Genomic DNA, 18182 nt, shown 5'->3' on the forward strand with positions numbered 1-18182 from the left:
CCATCCCCTCCGGCCTAAATAGCAGCCAATATCCGATAATGAGGATATGGTCAACGCTTTCGACCGATCCGGGGGTCCGCCCGTCCGCCTCGGCATGTTCTCCCTCGGACTCGAGCCCGTGAGCGTGAGCGGCCTGGCCGACCGCCGGCTTCCGGTCGGACTCGGAGCGGCGGCCGCCGCGCTCGCCCTGGCCACCGCCGTGACTGCACTGCTGCGCAAACGGCTGCGGCGCCGGACACACGGTCCAGATCCGGCCGGGACGGCCCGAACCTACGAGCACGCGGTGCTCCACTCCGTCCGCGAAGGTGTACTGGTCACCGACGGGGACCGGCGGCTGATACTCGCCAATGAAGAGGCCCGCCGACTGCTCCAGCTGCCGCCCGACGCGGAGGGACGTCACGTCAGCGAACTCGGCCTCGCCCCGACGCTGGCCGCTCTGCTCGCCTCGGAGCGCGAGGCCATCGACGAGGTGCACTCGGGCCATGACCGGCTGCTGGCCGTCAACCACCGGCCGACCGACCGGGCCGGCGGCCCGCCCGGTGGCGTCGCGACATTGCGCGATGCCACCGAGCTGGGTGCCCTCTCGGGCAAGGCCGAGCTGGCGCGCAGACGCCTGAAGCTGCTGTACGACGCCGGGGCGGTGATCGGCACGACGCTCGACGTGCGGCGTACGGCGGAGGAGCTGGCGGAGTACGTCGCCCCGGGGTTCGCGGACTTCGTCACCGTCGACCTGTTCGAGAACGTGCTGCGGGGTGAGGATCCGCCGACAGGGGTGGGCGACATGCTCCGCACCGCACTCAGCGGAGTCGCCGAGGACCATCCCCTCCTCAAGGTGGGCGACCTCGTCCCATACGGGCCGCCCGGGATGCCCTGGGATCTCCTGTCCGGGGAGCCGGTCGTCATCCCGGACCTGAGCGGCCCGGCTTGGGCACTGTGGCGAAAACCGCATCCCGAGCGTGCCGCGAGGATGATCGACTACGGCCTCCACTCGACGATCTCCGTTCCGCTGCGCGCCCGGAACGTCGTGCTGGGCACGACCAACTTCTACCGCTTGACGGGGAGGGAATCGTTCGTGCCCGACGACATGTCGTTCGCCAGGGAGCTGGTCGCCCGCGCGGCGGTGTCCATCGACAACGCCCGCCGCTACACGCGCGAGCACAGGATGGCCGTGACACTGCAGCGCAGTCTGCTGCCCCGCGGCCTGCCCGAGCAGAACGCCGTCGACGCCGCCTACCGCTATCTGCCCGCGCAGGCGGGGGTGCGCGGCGACTGGTTCGACGTCATTCCGCTGCCGGGCACGCGCGTTGCGCTGATCGTGGGCGATGTCGTCGGGCACGGGCTGCACGCGGCCGCCACGATGGGACGGCTGCGTACGGCGGTGCACAACTTCTCCTCGCTGGACCTGCCGCCCGACGAACTCCTCTCACACCTCGACGAACTGGTCGCCCGGATAGACCAGGACGAGACGGCGACCGACATCGGCGGCGCCGACCACAGTGACGAGCAGGGCGCCGCCGACGGCGGCGTCCTGGGCGCCACCTGCCTATACGCGATCTACGACCCGGTCTCCCGCCGCTGCACCGTGGCCAGTGCCGGACATCCGCTGCCCGCGCTCGTCCATCCGGACGGCACCGTGGAATTCGCCGAGCTGCCCGTCGGCCCGCCTCTCGGCCTGGGAAGCCTGCCCTTCGAGGCGGCGGAGCTGGAGCTGCCCGAGGGCAGCCAGTTGGTCCTCTACACCAACGGGCTCATCGAGAGCCGCAACCGGGACCTCGACGTCGGACTGGAGCTGCTGCGCAGTGCCCTCGCCAGTGCGGAGCGGCCGCCGGAGGAGACCTGCCGGGTGGTGCTCGACGCCCTGCTGCCCCCACGTGCCGCCGACGACATCGCGCTGCTCGTCGCCCGTACGCGCGGGCTGAGCCCTGACCAGGTGGCCGACTGGGACGTGCCGTCGGATCCCGCGGCGGTGGCGGGCATGCGCGCCGAGGCCACCCGGCAGCTGGAGGAATGGGGCCTGGAGGAGGTGGAATTCACGGCCGAGCTGATCCTCAGCGAGCTGATCACCAACGCCATCAGGCATGCCACGGGCCCCATCCGGGTGCGGATGCTGCGCGACCGGACGCTGATCTGCGAGGTCTCCGACACCAGCAGCACGTCACCGCATCTGGGCTACGCCGCCGTCACGGACGAGGGCGGCCGCGGGCTCTTCCTCGTCGCCCAGACAGCCGAGCGCTGGGGGACGCGGTACACCGCAGAGGGCAAGGTGATCTGGGCGGAGCTGGCCCTGCCGACGCGGGAACTCGAGCGGCTGGTGCCGCAGTTCGTTCAACCGACGCGCAGGGCCTGACAGCCCGGCGGGAGACCTGCTGGGCCTCGGCGCTCCGGAGAACGCGGGGCTCTCACCGGTGGACCGGGGCAAGCGCCCGGGTCCAGGCCGGCAAGCACTGGGTGATCGAGCGCCCGCACTCCTGGATGCGGTCGGTCCTAATCCGCCGTTTGACCGGGCACCGACGAGACGATCGCCGCCCGGTCCAGCAGCCCGGTGCGCGCGGCCAGCGCCGCCGCCTCAAGGCGGGAGCCGACCCCCAGCTTCATCAGTACCCGCTGCACATGCGTACGGGCCGTGCTCGGCGCGATCCCCATGCCGGCCGCGATGAGCCGGGTGTCCTCGCCCTCCGCGACCCGCACCAGCACCTCGACCTCGCGCGGGGTGAGCAGCTGCAGCAGCCGCTGCCCCTCGTCGTCCGGCTGCGCGACCGGGTTGAGCAGCTCCGCGAACGCACCCTGCAGCAGCTGCGGCGCCACCACCGCCTCGCCCGCCCGGGCCTTGACCATGGCGCGCTCGACGCCCTCGATGCGCTCGTCGTGGCGTACGTAACCGGAGGCGCCGGCCGCGAAGGCCGCGGCGATCCCGCGCGGACTCGGCACCGGACCGAGCACCACCACGGCCACCTGCGGACGCTCCCGCTTTATCTTGACGATGGGGTCGAACGCGCCCGGCTCCGCGGGCGTCGCGGTGCCCAGCAGGCACACCTCGGGCGCCCTGCTGACCACCAGGTCGGCGGCGCCGGCCGCGGGGGCCGCCGCCGCGAGCACCCGGTGCCCACGCAGCTTCAAGGCCGAGGCGAGTGCCTCGGCGAGCAGTCGGTGATCATCGAGCACCATGAGCCGCACGCCCATCGAGCAACCCTCCCCCTTGGAGCAGGCCCCCCGGCCCTCCTGCCCCGGCAAGCTACACGCTTGTTCGACATCGCGCTCCCCTAACTCGGCAAAAGCCCCCCAGAGTGCCGAATTCTTCTCCAAACAGGGCTACTTATGGCCGTGGCCCGGCACATCGGAAACCGATGTGCCGGGCCACCTGCCCAGTTGTCCGGAAATCAGTCGGCCGTGCTGAAGGCGACAGCCAGGTACTTCTTCCCGAAGGACGACGAGGAAGACGACGGCTTGCTCATCAGAACCGCCCCGACATACAGCCGCCCATTGGCATAGCGGTACTCGGCGTGGTCCGAGGAGAAGCTGGTCTCCGCCTCGCGTACCGCCTTGTCGGCCGGATTCTCCATCAGGACCGTCTGCTTGAAGGTGCTGCCGTCGATGCTGACGACCTGGCCGCCCTTGTCGTAGGGAGGCCACTTGTACGCGATGAGGTTGCCGCCGTCCATGCGCACCGGGAACATCGTGTACCGGTCGCCCGCGTCCGCCCGGCCGCTGATCGGCTTTCCGGTGGCGAGGTCGAAGGAGACGATCTCGTTGGTGTCGCCGTACTCCCCGGTGCCCTCGTGGTCCGCGGTCGGCAGATACAGCCGGCCGTTGCCGACGACGGCCTTCTGGCAGGTCTCGACCTCGGTGGAACCGCACCGCGCCTGGTACTTGTCGCCGGTGGCCGGGATCTTGGCGCGCAGCGTCCCGCTCTTGTCGTCGAGCGAGAAGAAGTCCGAGATACCGCCCGAGCCCGTGTCGCCGACGTCTGCGGCGACGACCAGCGGCTTGCTGGAGAGGATGCTCGCGTACTCCACGCCGGCCGGCATCTTGTACGAGAACGCCGGGGTGCCGTTGTCCGGGTTCAGGCCCTGGATGATGACCTGCGGGCTGTCGTACGAACCGCACTTGCGGACCGCGACGAGCGCCGGGCCGCCGCCGTACCCCATGTCGTAGCAGCCCTCGGCGTTGGCCGTGGGCTTCCAGCGGACGGCGCCGCTGGTGAGGTCGAAGGCCGCGCCGCCGTCGGTGCCGCCCGCGGCGACCGCGGTGCCGCTCTGGGTGACCTCGCTGAACCTGATCTTCTCGTCGCCCCGGGACGTGCCCTTGACGGACTTGCTCCACAGCAGCTTGCCGGCGCTGAGGTCGACGACGCCGACCTCGGTGCACGGCTGGTAGTTCTTCGGCGGGACCCGCTTGGTGGCCTCGAAGACGATCGCGGCCTTGTTGTCCTCGGACACATGGCGGGACGCCGCGCAGATCTGGCCCGGCAGCGGGAGGGTCCACAGCGGGGTGCCCTTGGCCGCGTCGTAGCCGACGAGGGAGTTCACGCCGGGCTTGACGTAGGCCTTGTCGGTGACCCAGGAGCCCTTGACGCTGGTGAGGTCGGTGCGCGCGGGCTCCGGCAGCTGGAAGGCCACCTTGGAGTTGACGTTCGCGGGCGCCTTCTCCTTGCCGGGGCCGTCGGCGGCCTTTCCTCCGCTGTCGCCGCCGGTGGAGCCCGCGGGTCCGGCGTCCGAGCTGTTCTTGCTCTCGTCCTTCTTGCCGCCGCCCCCGTCGTCGGAGGAGGCGTACCAGATGCCGCCGGCGACGATCAGCACCACGGCGAGGGACGCCGCGATGATGATCTGCATCTGCGTGCTGAGCTTCTTACCGCCGCCGCTGCCGGGGCCGCCGGGCTGGGGCGGCATGTACTGAGGCTGCGGCTGCATGGGCTGGGTCGGGTAGCCGTAGCCCGGCTGGGCAGGCGGCGGACCCTGCGGGTAGCCGTAGTTGGGGGGCTGGCCGGGCGCCTGGCCCGGTGCCTGGCCCGGTGCCTGGCCCGGTGCCTGCGGGTAGCCGTAAGCGGGCTGTCCCGGCGGCGGGCCCTGCGGAGGCTGAGCGGGCGGCGGCGTCTGCGGATAGCCGTACGAAGGGTTCTGCGGGGGCGGGGGCGTGGGGGCTCCGAAGCCTCCCGGCGGAGGGTCCTGGGGCGCCCCGAACCCTCCCTGCGGGGGCTGGTTCGGCGGCGGTGGCGGCTGCGTCATGGCGTGCTTACCTCGAAAGGATGCGTGGAGAAGGGAAGTGGGTCGGAAGGCTCAGGACGCGTCACTTGCCGAAGGCCATCATGGTCTTCGTCTCCTTCTCCTCCGCGTCGTTGCTGGCGCTGACCCGGCCGCTGGCCATGAAGAACCGGCCTTCCGAGTACACCAACTTCGGGGAGTAGAAGGAGCTCTCGATCTGGGCGGTCGAGGCCGGGTGCTGCAGCAGCACCTTCGGCGCGCCACCCGTCGGTGCGATCGTGGCGACCGCACCGCCCGCGTCGTACGACGCGTTCATGTAGACGAGAACGTTCCCGTCCTCCGTGCGCAGCGGCGTCATCTGGCGCTTGCCGTCGGCGGACGAACGCCACTTGGCCTTGCCGGTGTCGAGGCTGAAGGCGACGACCTCGTTGGCGGTGCCGTAGGCGGTCTCGGTGGCCATGTAGAAGTTCGTGGCGTCGGCGGCAACACCGGTGCAGCCCTCGAGGTTCTGGCCGAAGATCACGAACGCGCCGCCGCAGCGCGGCTGGAACTTGTCCTTGCCGCCGTCGATCTGCGAGCGCAGCGTGCCGTTGTCCTTGAGCGCGACGATCGACCACTTCTTCGGCTCACGCTGCGTCAGGGAGACGACGAGCGGGCTGGCGGAGAAGACCTTGTCGATCTCCCAGCCGGCGGGGGCGTTGTACGTCCACTTGGCTTTGCCGGTGGTGGGATCGACCTCCGACAGCTGGTGCTTGGGCTTGTTGTAGTCCGACGTCGGGCAGCTGGCGGCGGCGAGCAGCTTGGGGCCGCCGGCGAAGGCGAACGGCTTGCAGCCCTCGGTCGGTCCCTTGAAGAGCTGACGGCCGTCGGCGATCGAGAAGCCGTAGGAGTTGCCGGTGCCACCGGCAGCAAGGGTGTTGCCACTGATCGAAAGGGTGAAGTCGGAGAGCGAGCTGAAGGCGCCGCTGGCCTTCGGTATCGGCTTCTTCCAGCCCGCCTTGCCGGTCTTGAGATCGATCATCTGCAGATCGAGGCACTTGGACTTCTCGGTGAGGCCGTCCTTGATGCCCACGACAATCTTGCCGTCGACCGTGGTCTGGCTCGGCGCGGAGCAGATCTCGGTGCCGAGCGGCAGGGTCCACTTCTTCGTGCCGTCGGTCGCCGAGTAGCCGACGACCTCCTTGTACATGCCCTTGACGACGGTGTCGCCGACCACCCACGGGCCGAACACCTCGGCGCCGTTGCGCGGCAGGTCGACGTCGTTCTTCGTAAGGAACATGACCTTCGCCTCGCCCGGCTTGCGCCCGGCGTTCAGGTCGTCGTTGGCCTCGCGGCCGTCACCGCTGCCGTCACCCTGGTCGACGGACTCCGAGCCGGAGGGCTTGGGGTCATCGCTCTTGCTGACGTTCTTGTCGTCCTTCTTGTCGTCACCGCCGCTGAGCGCGAACCAGGTGCCGCCGCCGATCACCAGCAGTCCGGCCACAGCCGCGGCGATGATGATGCCGGGCTTGCTCGTGAAGAAGTTGCCGCCGCCGCTGCCGCCGGGCGGGACGGGCGCGCCCGGATACTGCGGCTGCGTCGGGTAGCCGGAGTAGGGACCCGGCTGCTGGTTGTACGGGCCGGGCGGCTGGTTGTACGGACCGGGCTGGCCGGGGGCCTGCTGCGGGTAGCCGTAGCCGGGCTGTCCGGGCGGCGTCTGCGGATATCCGTAACCGGGAGCCGGTGCCGGAGCCGGAGCGTCGGCCGGCGGCGTGGGCGGCATCTGCGGCGGGCCCTGGGGAGCGGGCGGCATCTGCGGCGGCTGCGCGGGCGGTTGGGGCACGCCGGGCGGAGGGCCCTGAGGAGCTCCCCCGTAGCCTCCCTGCGGCGGTTGCTGGCTGGGCGGCTGAGTCATCAGCGCTTCCCCCTTCATACGGTCCGTTGCCCGGCCGGTCTCCCCCGCTATTCCGGCAGGCACTTGACCCGGAAAGGAGCGTTTCGGACATGGATCCGCTGTATCAAGTCAGTCGAGCGGGGCTTATTTCTATCACTCGGGGTCCCTACAACGAGGGGCCGGTCCGCCCCTGTTCCCAAGGGAGGACCGGCCCGTGATGCCCTCGTTACGAGACCTGCACGCCGCCTCTACGCATCCTCGGCCAGCTCCAGCCAGCGCATCTCCAACTCGTCGCGCTCGCGGATCAGTTCACGCAGTTCCGCGTCCAGTTTCGCCACCTTCTCGAAGTCGGTGGCGTTGTCCGCGATTTGGGCGTGCAGGCCGGTCTCCCGGTCGGAGATCTTGTTCAACTGCCGCTCGATCCTCTGAAGTTCCTTCTTCGCGGCGCGCACGTCCGCCGCGGACTTCTCGGACGTCGGCGCGGCGGGCGCGGCGGCCGGCGCCGGGGCGGCGGCCTCGATCATCTTCTGCCTGCGCTCCAGGTACTCGTCGATGCCGCGCGGCAGCATCCGCAAAGTGGCGTCGCCCAGCAGCGCGTACGTCTTGTCCGTCGTCCGCTCGATGAAGAACCGGTCGTGGGAGATGACGACCATCGAACCCGGCCAGCCGTCGAGCAGGTCCTCGAGCTGGGTGAGGGTCTCGATGTCGAGGTCGTTGGTGGGCTCGTCGAGGAAGAGGACGTTCGGCTCGTCCATCAGCAGCCGCAGGATCTGGAGCCGGCGGCGCTCACCGCCGGACAGGTCGCCGACGGGCGTCCACTGCTTCTCCTTGGTGAAGCCGAACTGCTCGCACAGCTGGCCCGCGGTCATCTCCCGGCCCTTGCCGAGGTCGACGCGGTCCCGTACCTGCTGTACGGCCTCCAACACCCGTAGGGCGGGGTTGAGTTCGCCGACCTCCTGCGAGAGGTAGGCCAGCTTCACCGTCCTGCCGACGACGATCCGCCCGGCCGCGGGCTGCACATCGCCGCCGCTGCGGGCGGCCTCGGTGAGCGCGCGCAGCAGCGAGGTCTTGCCCGCGCCGTTGACGCCGACCAGACCGATGCGGTCGCCGGGGCCGAGCTGCCAGGTCAGACGCTTCAGCAGCAGCTTCGGCCCGGCCTGGACGGTCACGTCCTCCAGGTCGAAGACGGTCCTGCCGAGGCGGGCGTTGGCGAACTTCATCAGTTCGCTGGTGTCCCGGGGCGGCGGCACATCGGCGATCAGCTCGTTGGCGGCCTCGATGCGGTAGCGCGGCTTGGACGTACGGGCAGGGGCGCCGCGCCGCAGCCAGGCCAGCTCCTTGCGCATCAGGTTCTGCCGCTTGGCCTCTTCGGTGGCGGCGATGCGCTCGCGCTCGGCGCGCGCGAAGACGTAGTCGCTGTAGCCGCCCTCGTACTCGAAGACCGAGCCGCGCTGGACGTCCCACATCCGCGTGCAGACCTGGTCGAGGAACCAGCGGTCGTGGGTGACGCAGACGAGCGCCGAGCGGCGCGTCCGCAGATGCTTCGCCAGCCAGGCGATGCCCTCCACGTCGAGGTGGTTGGTGGGCTCGTCCAGGACGATCAGGTCCTGCTCGGCGATGAGGAGCTTGGCGAGCGCGATACGGCGGCGCTCTCCGCCGGAGAGCGGGCCGATGACCGTGTCGAGCCCCTGCTCGAAGCCGGGCAGGTGCAGATCGCCGAAGAGCCCGGTGAGGATGTCGCGGATCCGAGCGTTGCCGGCCCACTCGTGGTCGGCCATGTCGCCGATGACCTCGTGCCGGACGGTGGCCGCCGGGTCGAGGGAGTCGTGCTGCGTGAGCACCCCGAGCCGCAGCCCGCCGCTCTGGGTGACCCGTCCGGTGTCGGGCCCCTCCAGCTTGGCGAGCAACCGGATGAGGGTGGTCTTGCCGTCGCCGTTGCGGCCGACGACGCCGATGCGGTCGCCCTCGGACACGCCGAGGGAGACCCCGTCGAGCAGGGCACGTGTTCCGTACACCTTGCTGACTGCCTCGACATTGACCAGGTTGACGGCCATTTCACTCCTGTACGGGGGGACGGATCGACGTCCCAGCGTAGTCGCCGCGGGCGGGGCTCAGGAGCGGCGGCCTCGGCCCGCCCGTTCGACGAGCAGCCAGCCGATCAGCGCCATCGCGACCGCGGCGGGCGCGCTGACGCGTACGGCGACGAGCATCGCGGTCTTCCCCTCCAGCATTCCGCCGAAGCCGACCATCGACAGGCCGAGCACTCCGAACAGGCAGAGAGTGATGCCGAGGGCGGCGACCGGGCCCGAACCGGTGGCCGGGGTGGTCTGCACCGGGCGTTCGAAAGTGCGGAAGGCGGCGACCAGCAGCGCGGTCAGGGCGGCGGCCACGGCGATACGGAGCGGCACCTGGGCCCACCAGGCGGCGGAGGCGGGCTCCGGCAGTGGGACGTCGAGGGCGAGCAGCGCGCCGTACACGCCGAGCATCGCGGTCAGGTGCCACAGGAACGCGGTCATCGCGATGCCGTTGGCGGCGACGACGGCCCGCCACACCCCGGCGCGCCGGAGCAGACGGGTGCCGGGCGTACGGAGCAGCTCCACCGCGCCGACCAGCCACAGGCCGTGGCAGAGGAGGGCGAGAGTGGGCGGGGCCATGTTGGAGACCTTCTCGCCGGGCATCCCGACCATGCTCAGGGGATACGGGCCGAGGGCGACGAGCCCTGTGGCGGCCACCAGTCCGCTCGCGGCGAGCAGCGACGGCATGCGGATCCGGCCGTCGGCGCGCAGGAAGCCGAGCTGGTGGACGGCGAGCCAGACGAAGGCGAAGTTCAGGAACTCCACAAAGGGCACGTGGGCGACGAACCGCAGCCCGTCGACGAGGGCGGCGCCCGCGACGAGCGCGCCGAAGGCGCCCCAGCCGTAGCGCTCGTGCAGCTTCAGCAGCGGCGGGGTGAAGGCGACCATCGCCAGGTAGATCCCGATGAACCAGAGCGGCTGGGCAACGAGGCGCAGGGCCACTGCGGTCAATCCGCCGTCCCCGCCGAGGAGTTGAACGATCAGCGCGGCGGCGCCCCAGACGAGGATGAACACCATGGTGGGCCGCAGCAGCCGCTGGAGGCGGGCCCGCAGAAAGGCGGAGTAGACCGATCCGCCGGGCTGCCTGCGGCGCAGGGAGCGGTAGGAGAGGGCGTGCGAGAAGCCGCCGACGAAGAAGAAGACGGGCATGATCTGCAGGCCCCAGGTGAGCAGCTGCAGCTCGGGCACGACGGCGAGGAGATTCCCGACGCCGTCGCCGGTGACGACGGCCATGAGCCAGTGCCCGAGCACGACGGTCCCCAGCGAGGCGACCCGCAACAGGTCGATGTACCGATCCCGCGTACCGGGCGTGGCGGCGGCGAGCTCACGAACGCTTGATCCCATGGGGGTACGGTGCCGTGGGGGTGGGGGGTGGGTGAAGGGCGGTTGTACTCAGGTTGGGGGTGAGTACGGGTGCGTGGGGGTGTGGCCGGGGAGGTTCCCCTACCCCCTCCCCCGACGCCCTGGCCGGCTTGGGGGCCCACTTCCCGAACTGGGGGCAAGCCCCCAGACCCCCGTAACGCCCTTCGGGCGTTGTCCTCGCGGAGCCCCAGTCACGGGAAGGGGCGGGGTGGGGAAAAGCCCACCGCCCTACACCAGCACCGCACCCACCGCCGGCGACACCGCCCCCCTCGCCGCCCTGCACGTGCCCGAGCGCAGCAACGCCTCCGCCACCGCCCCCGCCGACTCCTCGTCCTTCGTCAGGAACGCCGTCGTCGGGCCCGAGCCCGAGACCAGGGCCGCCAGCGCGCCCGCCGACGTGCCCGCCGTCAGGGTGTCGGCCAGGGACGGGCGCAGCGAGAGGGCCGCCGACTGTAGATCGTTCGTCAGGGCCGCCGCCAGGGCACTCGCGTCGCCGGTGCGGAGGGCCTCGAGCAGGGGCGCGGACGCGGCCGGGGCGGGGACCGCGACGCCCTCGTTGAGGCGGTCGAACTCGGCGTACACCGCCGGCGTCGACAGGCCACCGTCCGCCACCGCGAACACCCAGTGGAACTCTCCGCCGACCTCGAGCTCGGTCAGCTGCTCGCCACGGCCCGTGCCCAGCGCCGCACCGCCCACCAGACTGAACGGCACGTCGCTGCCCAACTCGGCGCAGATGGCGAGGAGTTCGGCGCGCGGCGAGTCAAGACCCCACAGCGCGTCGCACGCGAGCAGCGCGCCCGCGCCGTCCGCGCTGCCGCCCGCCATGCCGCCCGCGACCGGGATGTCCTTCGCGATGTGGATGTGGACGGAGGGATCGATGCCATGGCGGGCGGCGAGGAGTTCCGCCGCGCGGGCCGCCAGGTTCGTACGGTCCAGCGGGACCTGCGACGCGTCCGGGCCGGAGCACGTGATCGTCAGCGACTCGGCCGGTGTCACCGTGACCTCGTCGTACAGGCCGACGGCCAGAAAGACATTGGCGAGGTCGTGGAAGCCGTCGGGGCGCGCCGCGCCGACCGCCAGCTGGACATTGACCTTCGCCGGCACTCGTACCGTGACGCTCACGCCTTGGCCTCCGCGATCCGTGCGAACTCCTCCACCGTCAGGGACTCGCCGCGCGCCTGTGGCGAGATCCCCGCCGCGACCAGTGCGGTCTCCGCGGCGGCGGGCGACCCCGCCCAGCCCGCAAGCGCCGCCCGCAGCGTCTTCCGCCGCTGCGCGAACGCGGCGTCGACCACCGCGAAGACCTCCGCCTTCGTGGCCGATGTCGTCGGCGGATCGCGGCGCACCAGCGAGACCAGACCAGAGTCGACATTGGGCGCGGGCCAGAAGACATTGCGCCCGATCGAGCCCGCCCGCTTCACGTCCGCGTACCAGTTGGCCTTGACCGACGGGACCCCGTAGACCTTGTTCCCGGGCTGCGCCGCGAGCCGGTCCGCGACCTCCGCCTGCACCATCACCAGCGTGCGCTCGATCGTCGGGAAGCGGTCCAGCATGGTGAGGAGGACCGGCACGGCGACGTTGTACGGAAGGTTGGCGACCAGCGCGGTCGGCGGCGGTCCCGGCAGCTCCTCGACGAGCATCGCGTCGGAGTGCACCAGCGAGAAGCGCGCGGCCCGCTGCGGCATACGGGCCAGGATCGTCGACGGCAGCGCGCCCGCAAGCACATCGTCGATCTCGACGGCGACGACCCGGTCAGCCGCTTCCAGCAGGGCGAGGGTCAGCGACCCGAGCCCGGGGCCGATCTCGACGACCACGTCGTCCTCGCGCACCCCGGCGGTACGGACGATCCTGCGGACCGTGTTGGCGTCGATGACGAAGTTCTGGCCGCGCTGCTTGGTGGGGCGTACGCCCAGCGCTGCGGCCAGTTCACGGATGTCGGCGGGGCCGAGGAGTGCGTCGGGCTCAGTGGTGCTCACTGATACAGCCTACGGCCGCAGTGCGGCCACGGACTCGCCCCCCGTTGCACGTAGAGCTTCTTGGCCCGGTACGTCTGTTCCTCGGGGGGCGCGTCCTGCGGCCGCCCGCTGCCGCCCAGCGACCGCCAGGTCCCGGTGTCGAACTGGTACAGCCCGCCGTACGTCCCCGACGGGTCGACCGCACCCGCCCGCCCGCCGGACTCGCAGTGCGCGAGAGCGCCCCAGTTCAGCCGGTCCGCACCCGCCACCGAGTTCGGCAGCGGCTCGGTGCCCACCTTCACCCGCTGGACGACCGGCTCCCGCACCACCTCCTCGGCGACCTTCTGCGGCTTCTGTTTGACGCCGTTGACGGTGCGCAGGGTGTACGTGACCCGCCGCGCGCCCGGTCTGCCCTGCTGTACGACGACCTCCGTGCCGGAGAACAGCGAGGGGTCCTCTGCCTTCTCGACGTCGAAGTCGATGTGCTCCTCGCGCACCTCCCTGGTGCCGGTGATCCGCATGACGGTGACGGTCTGTCCGTCGCGCGGGAAGCTGTCGGGGGGAACGGACGTGGTGTCCTCGCCGCGCAGCGCGATCCCGGCCTTGTCCAGGGCCTCACGCACGCTCGCCGCGTTCGTACGGATGGTGTGCTCGCGCCCGTCGGCCATGAAGGTCACGGTCCGCTCGGTCCGCACATCGAGGGCAAGGCCGTCGCGGGAGATCGGCATGGAGCGCGAGACGGACACATACGCGCCCTGAGCGCGCACCCCGAGCTGGCGCAGTGCGCCGTCGACCGTGCGGGCGGTGGTCCACACGCGTTGGCGCTGCCCGTCCAGGGTGAGGATGACGGGCCGGCCGTAGCGGACGACGATCTCGTCACCGCTGGCGAGGGCCGCGGCGGGGGCGGGGGCCACGATGTCGTGCGCGCTGACGTCGAGCCCCTCGTCGTCGAGGAGCTCCCGCACATCGTCGGCGAAGGTGTGCATGGTGCGCGGTACGCCGTCGACGGTGAGCCGCACCGCCTTGTCGCTGGCGACGAACGCCGAGGTGCCGCCGGCCAGGAAGGCGACGACGAGGGCATGCGGGACGAGCCGGCGCAGGGTGTCGGGCGTCTCGCCTGCCTTGCGGCGGCGGGCGGCCCGGCGGGCTTCGGCGCGGCCGCCGGTCCCGGAGACTGCCGGGGCCGAGACCGGGGCCGGGGCAGAGCCCTGGCGCGGCAGCGTCGGCACTGTGGGCACGATGGGCGGCGGGTAGGTCTCGTACGACGTCTCGGGCGCTTCGTACGGCTCTGCTGTCCCGGTGGCGGCGCTCAGACCGCCGCGTACGGCATGGTGACTGCCCTGCGAATTGCTCACGACGCTCCGTAAGGTCCGGTCCGCCTGATGGCGCTGCGGGCCGGGACACTAGCGGACCTCGGTCACTCTCCAAAGCAATTCGACTACGCAGCGTCGCGACGCTACCCTGTCCGCCGCTGCCTCTCAGTAACCAAACGCTTCCGCCGTATTGGCCGAGATCGCCGCGGCCAGCGTGTCCTCGTCGAGCCCCTTCACCGCCGCCATCGCGCGCAGCGTGACCGGAATGAGATACGGCGCATTGGGCCGTCCGCGGTACGGCGCCGGCGTGAGGAAGGGCGCGTCCGTTTCGACGAGTACGAGTTCCCGCGGGGCGGCGGCGAGGGCGTCGCGCAGCGGCTGGGCGTTCTTGAAGGTCACATTGCCGGCGAAGGACATGAAGTAGCCCGCTGCCGCGCACACTTCGGCCATTTCGGCGTCACCGGAATAGCAGTGGAAGACGGTCCGCTCGGGCGCGCCCTCCTCGGCGAGGATCCGCAGCACGTCGGCATGCGCATCACGGTCGTGGATGACCAGGGCCTTGTCGTGCCGCTTGGCGATCTCGATGTGCGCACGGAAGGAGCGCTCCTGGGCGGCGATGCCCTCGGGGCCCGTACGGAAGTAGTCCAGGCCCGTCTCGCCGACGGCGCGAACCTGCGGGAGGGCGGCCAGCCGGTCGATCTCGCCGAGCGCGTCGTCGAGGGCGCTGTCGCCACCGGCCTCGCGGGCGCCCTGCCGCGACCGGCCTCCCCCGGCCCCAGGGGGCTGGGAGGTGCCCCCATGGTCCCCCAGCACGATGCGCGGGGCCTCATTGGGGTGCAGGGCCACCGCGGCGTGCACGCTGTCGTGGGCCGCAGCGGTCTGTGCAGCCCAGTGGGAGCCCTTGATGTCGCAGCCGACCTGTACGACGGTCGTCACCCCGACCGCGGCGGCCCGGGCGAGCGCCTCCTCGACCGTGCCCTCCTGCATGTCCAGGTGGGTGTGCGAATCGGCGACCGGCACGCTGAGCGGTTCGGGCAGCGGCGGCGGGGCGGACTTCGAACTCATGGGCGCGATCCTACGAGGCTCGCGCCCAAGGCCTCACTTGCGGAAGGGATGCAGAAGGTCGGAGAGATGCCAGTGGTGAGGCGCTTCGGCCGACTCCGGCTGTCCGGCGGCCGGCTCCGGCTGCGCGGACTGCTCGGGCTCCGCGGACCGCTCGGGCTGCGCGGACCGCTCGGACTGCGCGGACTGCGCGGACTGCGCAGGCTGATCGGCACGCTCGGCGGGCCCCGGCCGGTCGGCGGCCTCTGCCCCGGTCTGCGACACGGGCTTCTTCGCAGTGCTGGGGTTCAGCATGTTCATCCACGAGTCCCGGACCGAGGAGACCTGTCCCGCCCTCATGATCCGTACGACATGTTTGCCACAGGTGGGGCAGGTCGGGCTCGAAAGCGGGGACGGCACCCGCCGGCCGTCGGCCTTGTAGACAACGTATTCCTGGCCCGAGCCGTCGATGTGGTGCTCAATCTCGTAGGACTGCTCCCAGCCGTGCCCGCAGCGCATGCAGGCGAAGGCGTACGCCTCGTGGACCTTGGCGGGGCCTGTGATCTCACTCATGCCAGCTCCTCTCCACTGATTCAGTGGACGCCCGTTCCGGCGGGAGCGCATCAGCGCCTGTCGATTATTGGTGTGGTCTTTGGCGTTCCCATGCCGGCAAGGCCCAGGACGCGGTCTGCGCTTTGCTTTTCACGATAGACCTTTACCGTCTGCGGGGGCCGGTCGATCCGCATTCTTTGCCGCGACGACGGCATCGAACACCTCGCGTTTGGGAAGCCCCGCCTCCGCGGCGACCGCCGCGATGGCTTCCTTGCGCCGCTCCCCCGCCTCCTCGCGCACCCGCACCCTGCGCACCAGTTCGGCCGCGTCGAGCTCGCCGGGTCCGGCCTCCGGCGCGCCCTCGACAACGACGGTGATCTCGCCGCGTACGCCGTCGGCGGCCCAGGCGGCCAGCTCGCCGAGGCCGCCACGCTTGACCTCCTCGTATGTCTTGGTCAGCTCGCGGCAGACAGCGGCGCGGCGCTCGGCGCCGAACACCTCGGCCATCGCGGCGAGCGTGTCGTCGAGCCGGTGCGGCGCCTCGAAATACACCAGAGTCCGCCGCTCCTGCGCGACCTCCCGCAGCCTCCCGAGGCGCTCGCCCGCCTTGCGCGGCAGGAAGCCCTCGAAGCAGAAGCGGTCCACAGGCAGCCCGGACAGGGCGAGCGCGGTCAGCACGGCGGACGGTCCGGGTACCGCGGTGACCTTGATGTTCTTCTCCACGGCGGCGGCGACCAGCCGGTAGCCGGGGTCGGATACGGACGGCATTCCGGCGTCGGTGACCAACACCACCCGGGCGCCGCCGGCCAGCGCCTCGACCAGCTCAGGCGTACGGGCGGACTCATTGCCCTCGAAGTACGACACGACCCGCCCCTGCGTGTGCACACCGAGGGCCTGGGTGAGCCGGCGCAACCGCCGGGTGTCCTCCGCGGCCACGATGTCGGCGCTCTCCAGCTCGGCGGCGAGCCGGGGCGGCGCGTCCGCGACATCGCCGATGGGGGTCCCTGCGAGTACCAGCGTTCCGTTCACGTACGCCATCCTCGCAGGACCGGACGTACGACTCGCACAGTCGCGTTCCCTACGATGGCGCGGTGACCAGTACCGCGCCACAGACCCTTCAGGGCAAGGACGCCGATCCACAGCCGCCCGGCTGGCAGCAGCGGCTGCGCAGATTCGGCTACGCGCCCCGGCCCGTGATCGGGCTGCGCGAACGCCTGGAGCCGCCATACACGCGCCCCTCCGAGCGGGTGTGGCCCGTCTTCGGCATCCCGCCGACGGTGGTGAACCCGCTCCTGCGCATGGCGGCTTGGGGCGGGCCGCTGCTGGTCGCGCTCGTCGCGGGCGTGCTGCGGTTCTGGAATCTGGGCAAGCCAGATGCGGTGATATTCGACGAGACGTACTACGCCAAGGACGCGTGGGCGCTGATCAATCAGGGCTACGAGGCCAGCTGGCCGAAGGACATCGACAAGGCGATCCTGGCCAACCCGGACAAGGTCACCATCCCGACCGACCCCGGCTATGTGGTGCATCCACCGGTCGGCAAATGGGTCATCGGCCTCGGCGAGCACTTCTTCGGCTTCACGCCGTTCGGCTGGCGCTTCATGGTCTTCGTGCTCGGCACGCTGTCGGTGCTGATGCTGTGCCGGATCGGCCGCCGGCTGTTCCGCTCGACGTTCCTGGGCTGCCTGGCGGGCGCGCTGCTCGCGGTGGACGGGCTGCACTTCGTGATGAGCCGCACCGCGCTGCTCGACCAGGTGCTGATGTTCTTCGTGCTGGCCGCTTTCGGCTGCCTGCTCATCGACCGGGACTGGGCGCGCAGACGCCTCGCCACGGCGCTTCCGACCGACGAAGAGGGCGTGCTGCGCCCGGACGCCACGGTCGCAGAGACTCTGCGGCTCGGCTGGCGTCCGTGGCGCCTGGCGGCGGGCGTGATGCTCGGCCTGGCGGCTGGCACCAAGTGGAACGGCCTCTATGTGATGGTCGCGTTCGGCCTGCTGACGGTGGCGTGGGACGTGGGCGCGCGCCGGACGGCGGGCGCGGTGCAGCCGTACAAGGCGGTGCTGAAGAAGGACGTCGTACCGGCCTTCGTGTCGACGGTGCCGGTCGCGATCGTCACGTACATCGCCTCCTGGACCGGCTGGATCGTCACCGACAAGGGCTACTACCGGAACTGGGCGCAGACGGACGGCAAGGGCGGCAGCTGGACCTGGCTGCCGGACTGGCTGCGCAGCCTGTGGCACTACGAGAACGAGGTCTACGAGTTCCACGTCAACCTCACCTCTGGCCACACCTACCAGTCGAACCCGTGGAGCTGGATCGTCCTGGGGCGCCCGGTCTCGTACTTCTACGAGGACCCGAAGGCGGGCGTGGACGGCTGCCCGTCGGACGCGGCGGACAAGTGCGCCCGCGAGGTCCTGGCGCTCGGCACGCCGCTGCTGTGGTGGGCGGCCTGTTTCGCGATCTGCTACATCCTGTGGCGCTGGCTGTTCCGCCGCGACTGGCGCGCGGGCGCGATCGCCTGCGCGATCGCGGCGGGCTGGGTGCCCTGGTTCTTCTACCAGGAGCGCACGATCTTCCTGTTCTACGCGGTCGTGTTCGTGCCGTTCCTGTGCCTGGCGGTGGCGATGATGATCGGCGCGATGCTGGGCCCACCGGGCTCGGACGAACGACGGCGGGCGCTGGGGGCGATCGGCGCGGGCGTGCTGGTGCTGCTGATCATCTGGAACTTCATCTACTTCTATCCGCTGTACACGGGCACGACGATCCCGCTGGAGGACTGGCGGAACAGAATGTGGCTGGACACCTGGGTCTAG

13 protein-coding genes are annotated in these 18182 nt (G+C 70.9%); 2 read left to right on the forward strand and 11 right to left on the reverse strand.

Going from position 1 to position 18182, the window contains the following annotated elements:
• Positions 1–46 precede the first annotated feature (46 nt).
• Positions 47–2347 (forward strand): SpoIIE family protein phosphatase, encoded by a 2301-nt coding sequence (locus ACH492_RS15125; protein ID WP_398986544.1) that lies wholly within the window; start codon positions 47–49, stop codon positions 2345–2347.
• A gap of 137 nt (positions 2348–2484) precedes the next feature.
• Here the strand turns inward: ACH492_RS15125 and ACH492_RS15130 are convergent, their stop codons facing one another.
• The 11 genes from ACH492_RS15130 to rsmI all read right to left on the reverse strand — a co-directional run bounded on the left by ACH492_RS15130 (position 2485) and on the right by rsmI (position 16407).
• Positions 2485–3180, reverse strand: a complete 696-nt coding sequence (locus tag ACH492_RS15130) for a LuxR C-terminal-related transcriptional regulator (protein ID WP_398986546.1) — start codon at positions 3178–3180, stop codon at positions 2485–2487.
• A gap of 197 nt (positions 3181–3377) precedes the next feature.
• A complete protein-coding gene (locus ACH492_RS15135; RefSeq protein ID WP_398986548.1) occupies positions 3378–5222 on the reverse strand; it encodes a PQQ-binding-like beta-propeller repeat protein in 1845 nt (614 codons plus the stop codon).
• A gap of 61 nt (positions 5223–5283) precedes the next feature.
• Positions 5284–7092, reverse strand: a complete 1809-nt coding sequence (locus ACH492_RS15140; RefSeq protein ID WP_398986550.1) for a PQQ-binding-like beta-propeller repeat protein — start codon at positions 7090–7092, stop codon at positions 5284–5286.
• 227 nt (positions 7093–7319) lie between these two features.
• On the reverse strand, positions 7320–9125 hold the full coding sequence (locus ACH492_RS15145) for an ABC-F family ATP-binding cassette domain-containing protein (protein ID WP_398986552.1): 1806 nt from the start codon (positions 9123–9125) through the stop codon (positions 7320–7322).
• 57 nt (positions 9126–9182) lie between these two features.
• A complete protein-coding gene (locus ACH492_RS15150) occupies positions 9183–10490 on the reverse strand; it encodes an acyltransferase (protein WP_398986554.1) in 1308 nt (435 codons plus the stop codon).
• A 246-nt stretch (positions 10491–10736) separates the two neighbouring features.
• On the reverse strand, positions 10737–11630 hold the full coding sequence (locus ACH492_RS15155) for a 4-(cytidine 5'-diphospho)-2-C-methyl-D-erythritol kinase (protein ID WP_398986557.1): 894 nt from the start codon (positions 11628–11630) through the stop codon (positions 10737–10739).
• Positions 11627–12484 carry a 16S rRNA (adenine(1518)-N(6)/adenine(1519)-N(6))-dimethyltransferase RsmA gene (rsmA, locus tag ACH492_RS15160; protein WP_398986559.1) on the reverse strand — a complete coding sequence of 286 codons (858 nt, stop codon included), beginning with the start codon at positions 12482–12484 and terminating at the stop codon, positions 11627–11629. Before rsmA ends, ACH492_RS15155 begins: the two co-directional genes overlap by 4 nt.
• The gene (locus ACH492_RS15165) at positions 12481–13818 is read right to left on the reverse strand and encodes a ubiquitin-like domain-containing protein (protein WP_398986561.1); all 1338 of its coding nucleotides are present in this window, start codon (positions 13816–13818) and stop codon (positions 12481–12483) included. The genes rsmA and ACH492_RS15165 overlap by 4 nt, the downstream gene beginning before the upstream one ends.
• Positions 13819–13941: 123 nt before the next feature.
• Positions 13942–14841, reverse strand: a complete 900-nt coding sequence (locus ACH492_RS15170; RefSeq protein ID WP_398986563.1) for a TatD family hydrolase — start codon at positions 14839–14841, stop codon at positions 13942–13944.
• A 33-nt stretch (positions 14842–14874) separates the two neighbouring features.
• A complete protein-coding gene (locus ACH492_RS15175) occupies positions 14875–15390 on the reverse strand; it encodes a hypothetical protein (protein WP_398986565.1) in 516 nt (171 codons plus the stop codon).
• A 129-nt stretch (positions 15391–15519) separates the two neighbouring features.
• The gene (gene rsmI / locus ACH492_RS15180) at positions 15520–16407 is read right to left on the reverse strand and encodes a 16S rRNA (cytidine(1402)-2'-O)-methyltransferase (protein WP_398986568.1); all 888 of its coding nucleotides are present in this window, start codon (positions 16405–16407) and stop codon (positions 15520–15522) included.
• A 53-nt stretch (positions 16408–16460) separates the two neighbouring features.
• Here rsmI and ACH492_RS15185 point away from each other — a divergent pair, with 53 nt between their 5' ends.
• Positions 16461–18182, forward strand: a complete 1722-nt coding sequence (locus ACH492_RS15185; protein WP_398986570.1) for a dolichyl-phosphate-mannose--protein mannosyltransferase — start codon at positions 16461–16463, stop codon at positions 18180–18182.

Origin of the sequence: Streptomyces sp. NPDC019443 (assembly GCF_044389785.1) — a bacterium.
GTDB lineage: Bacteria > Actinomycetota > Actinomycetes > Streptomycetales > Streptomycetaceae > Streptomyces.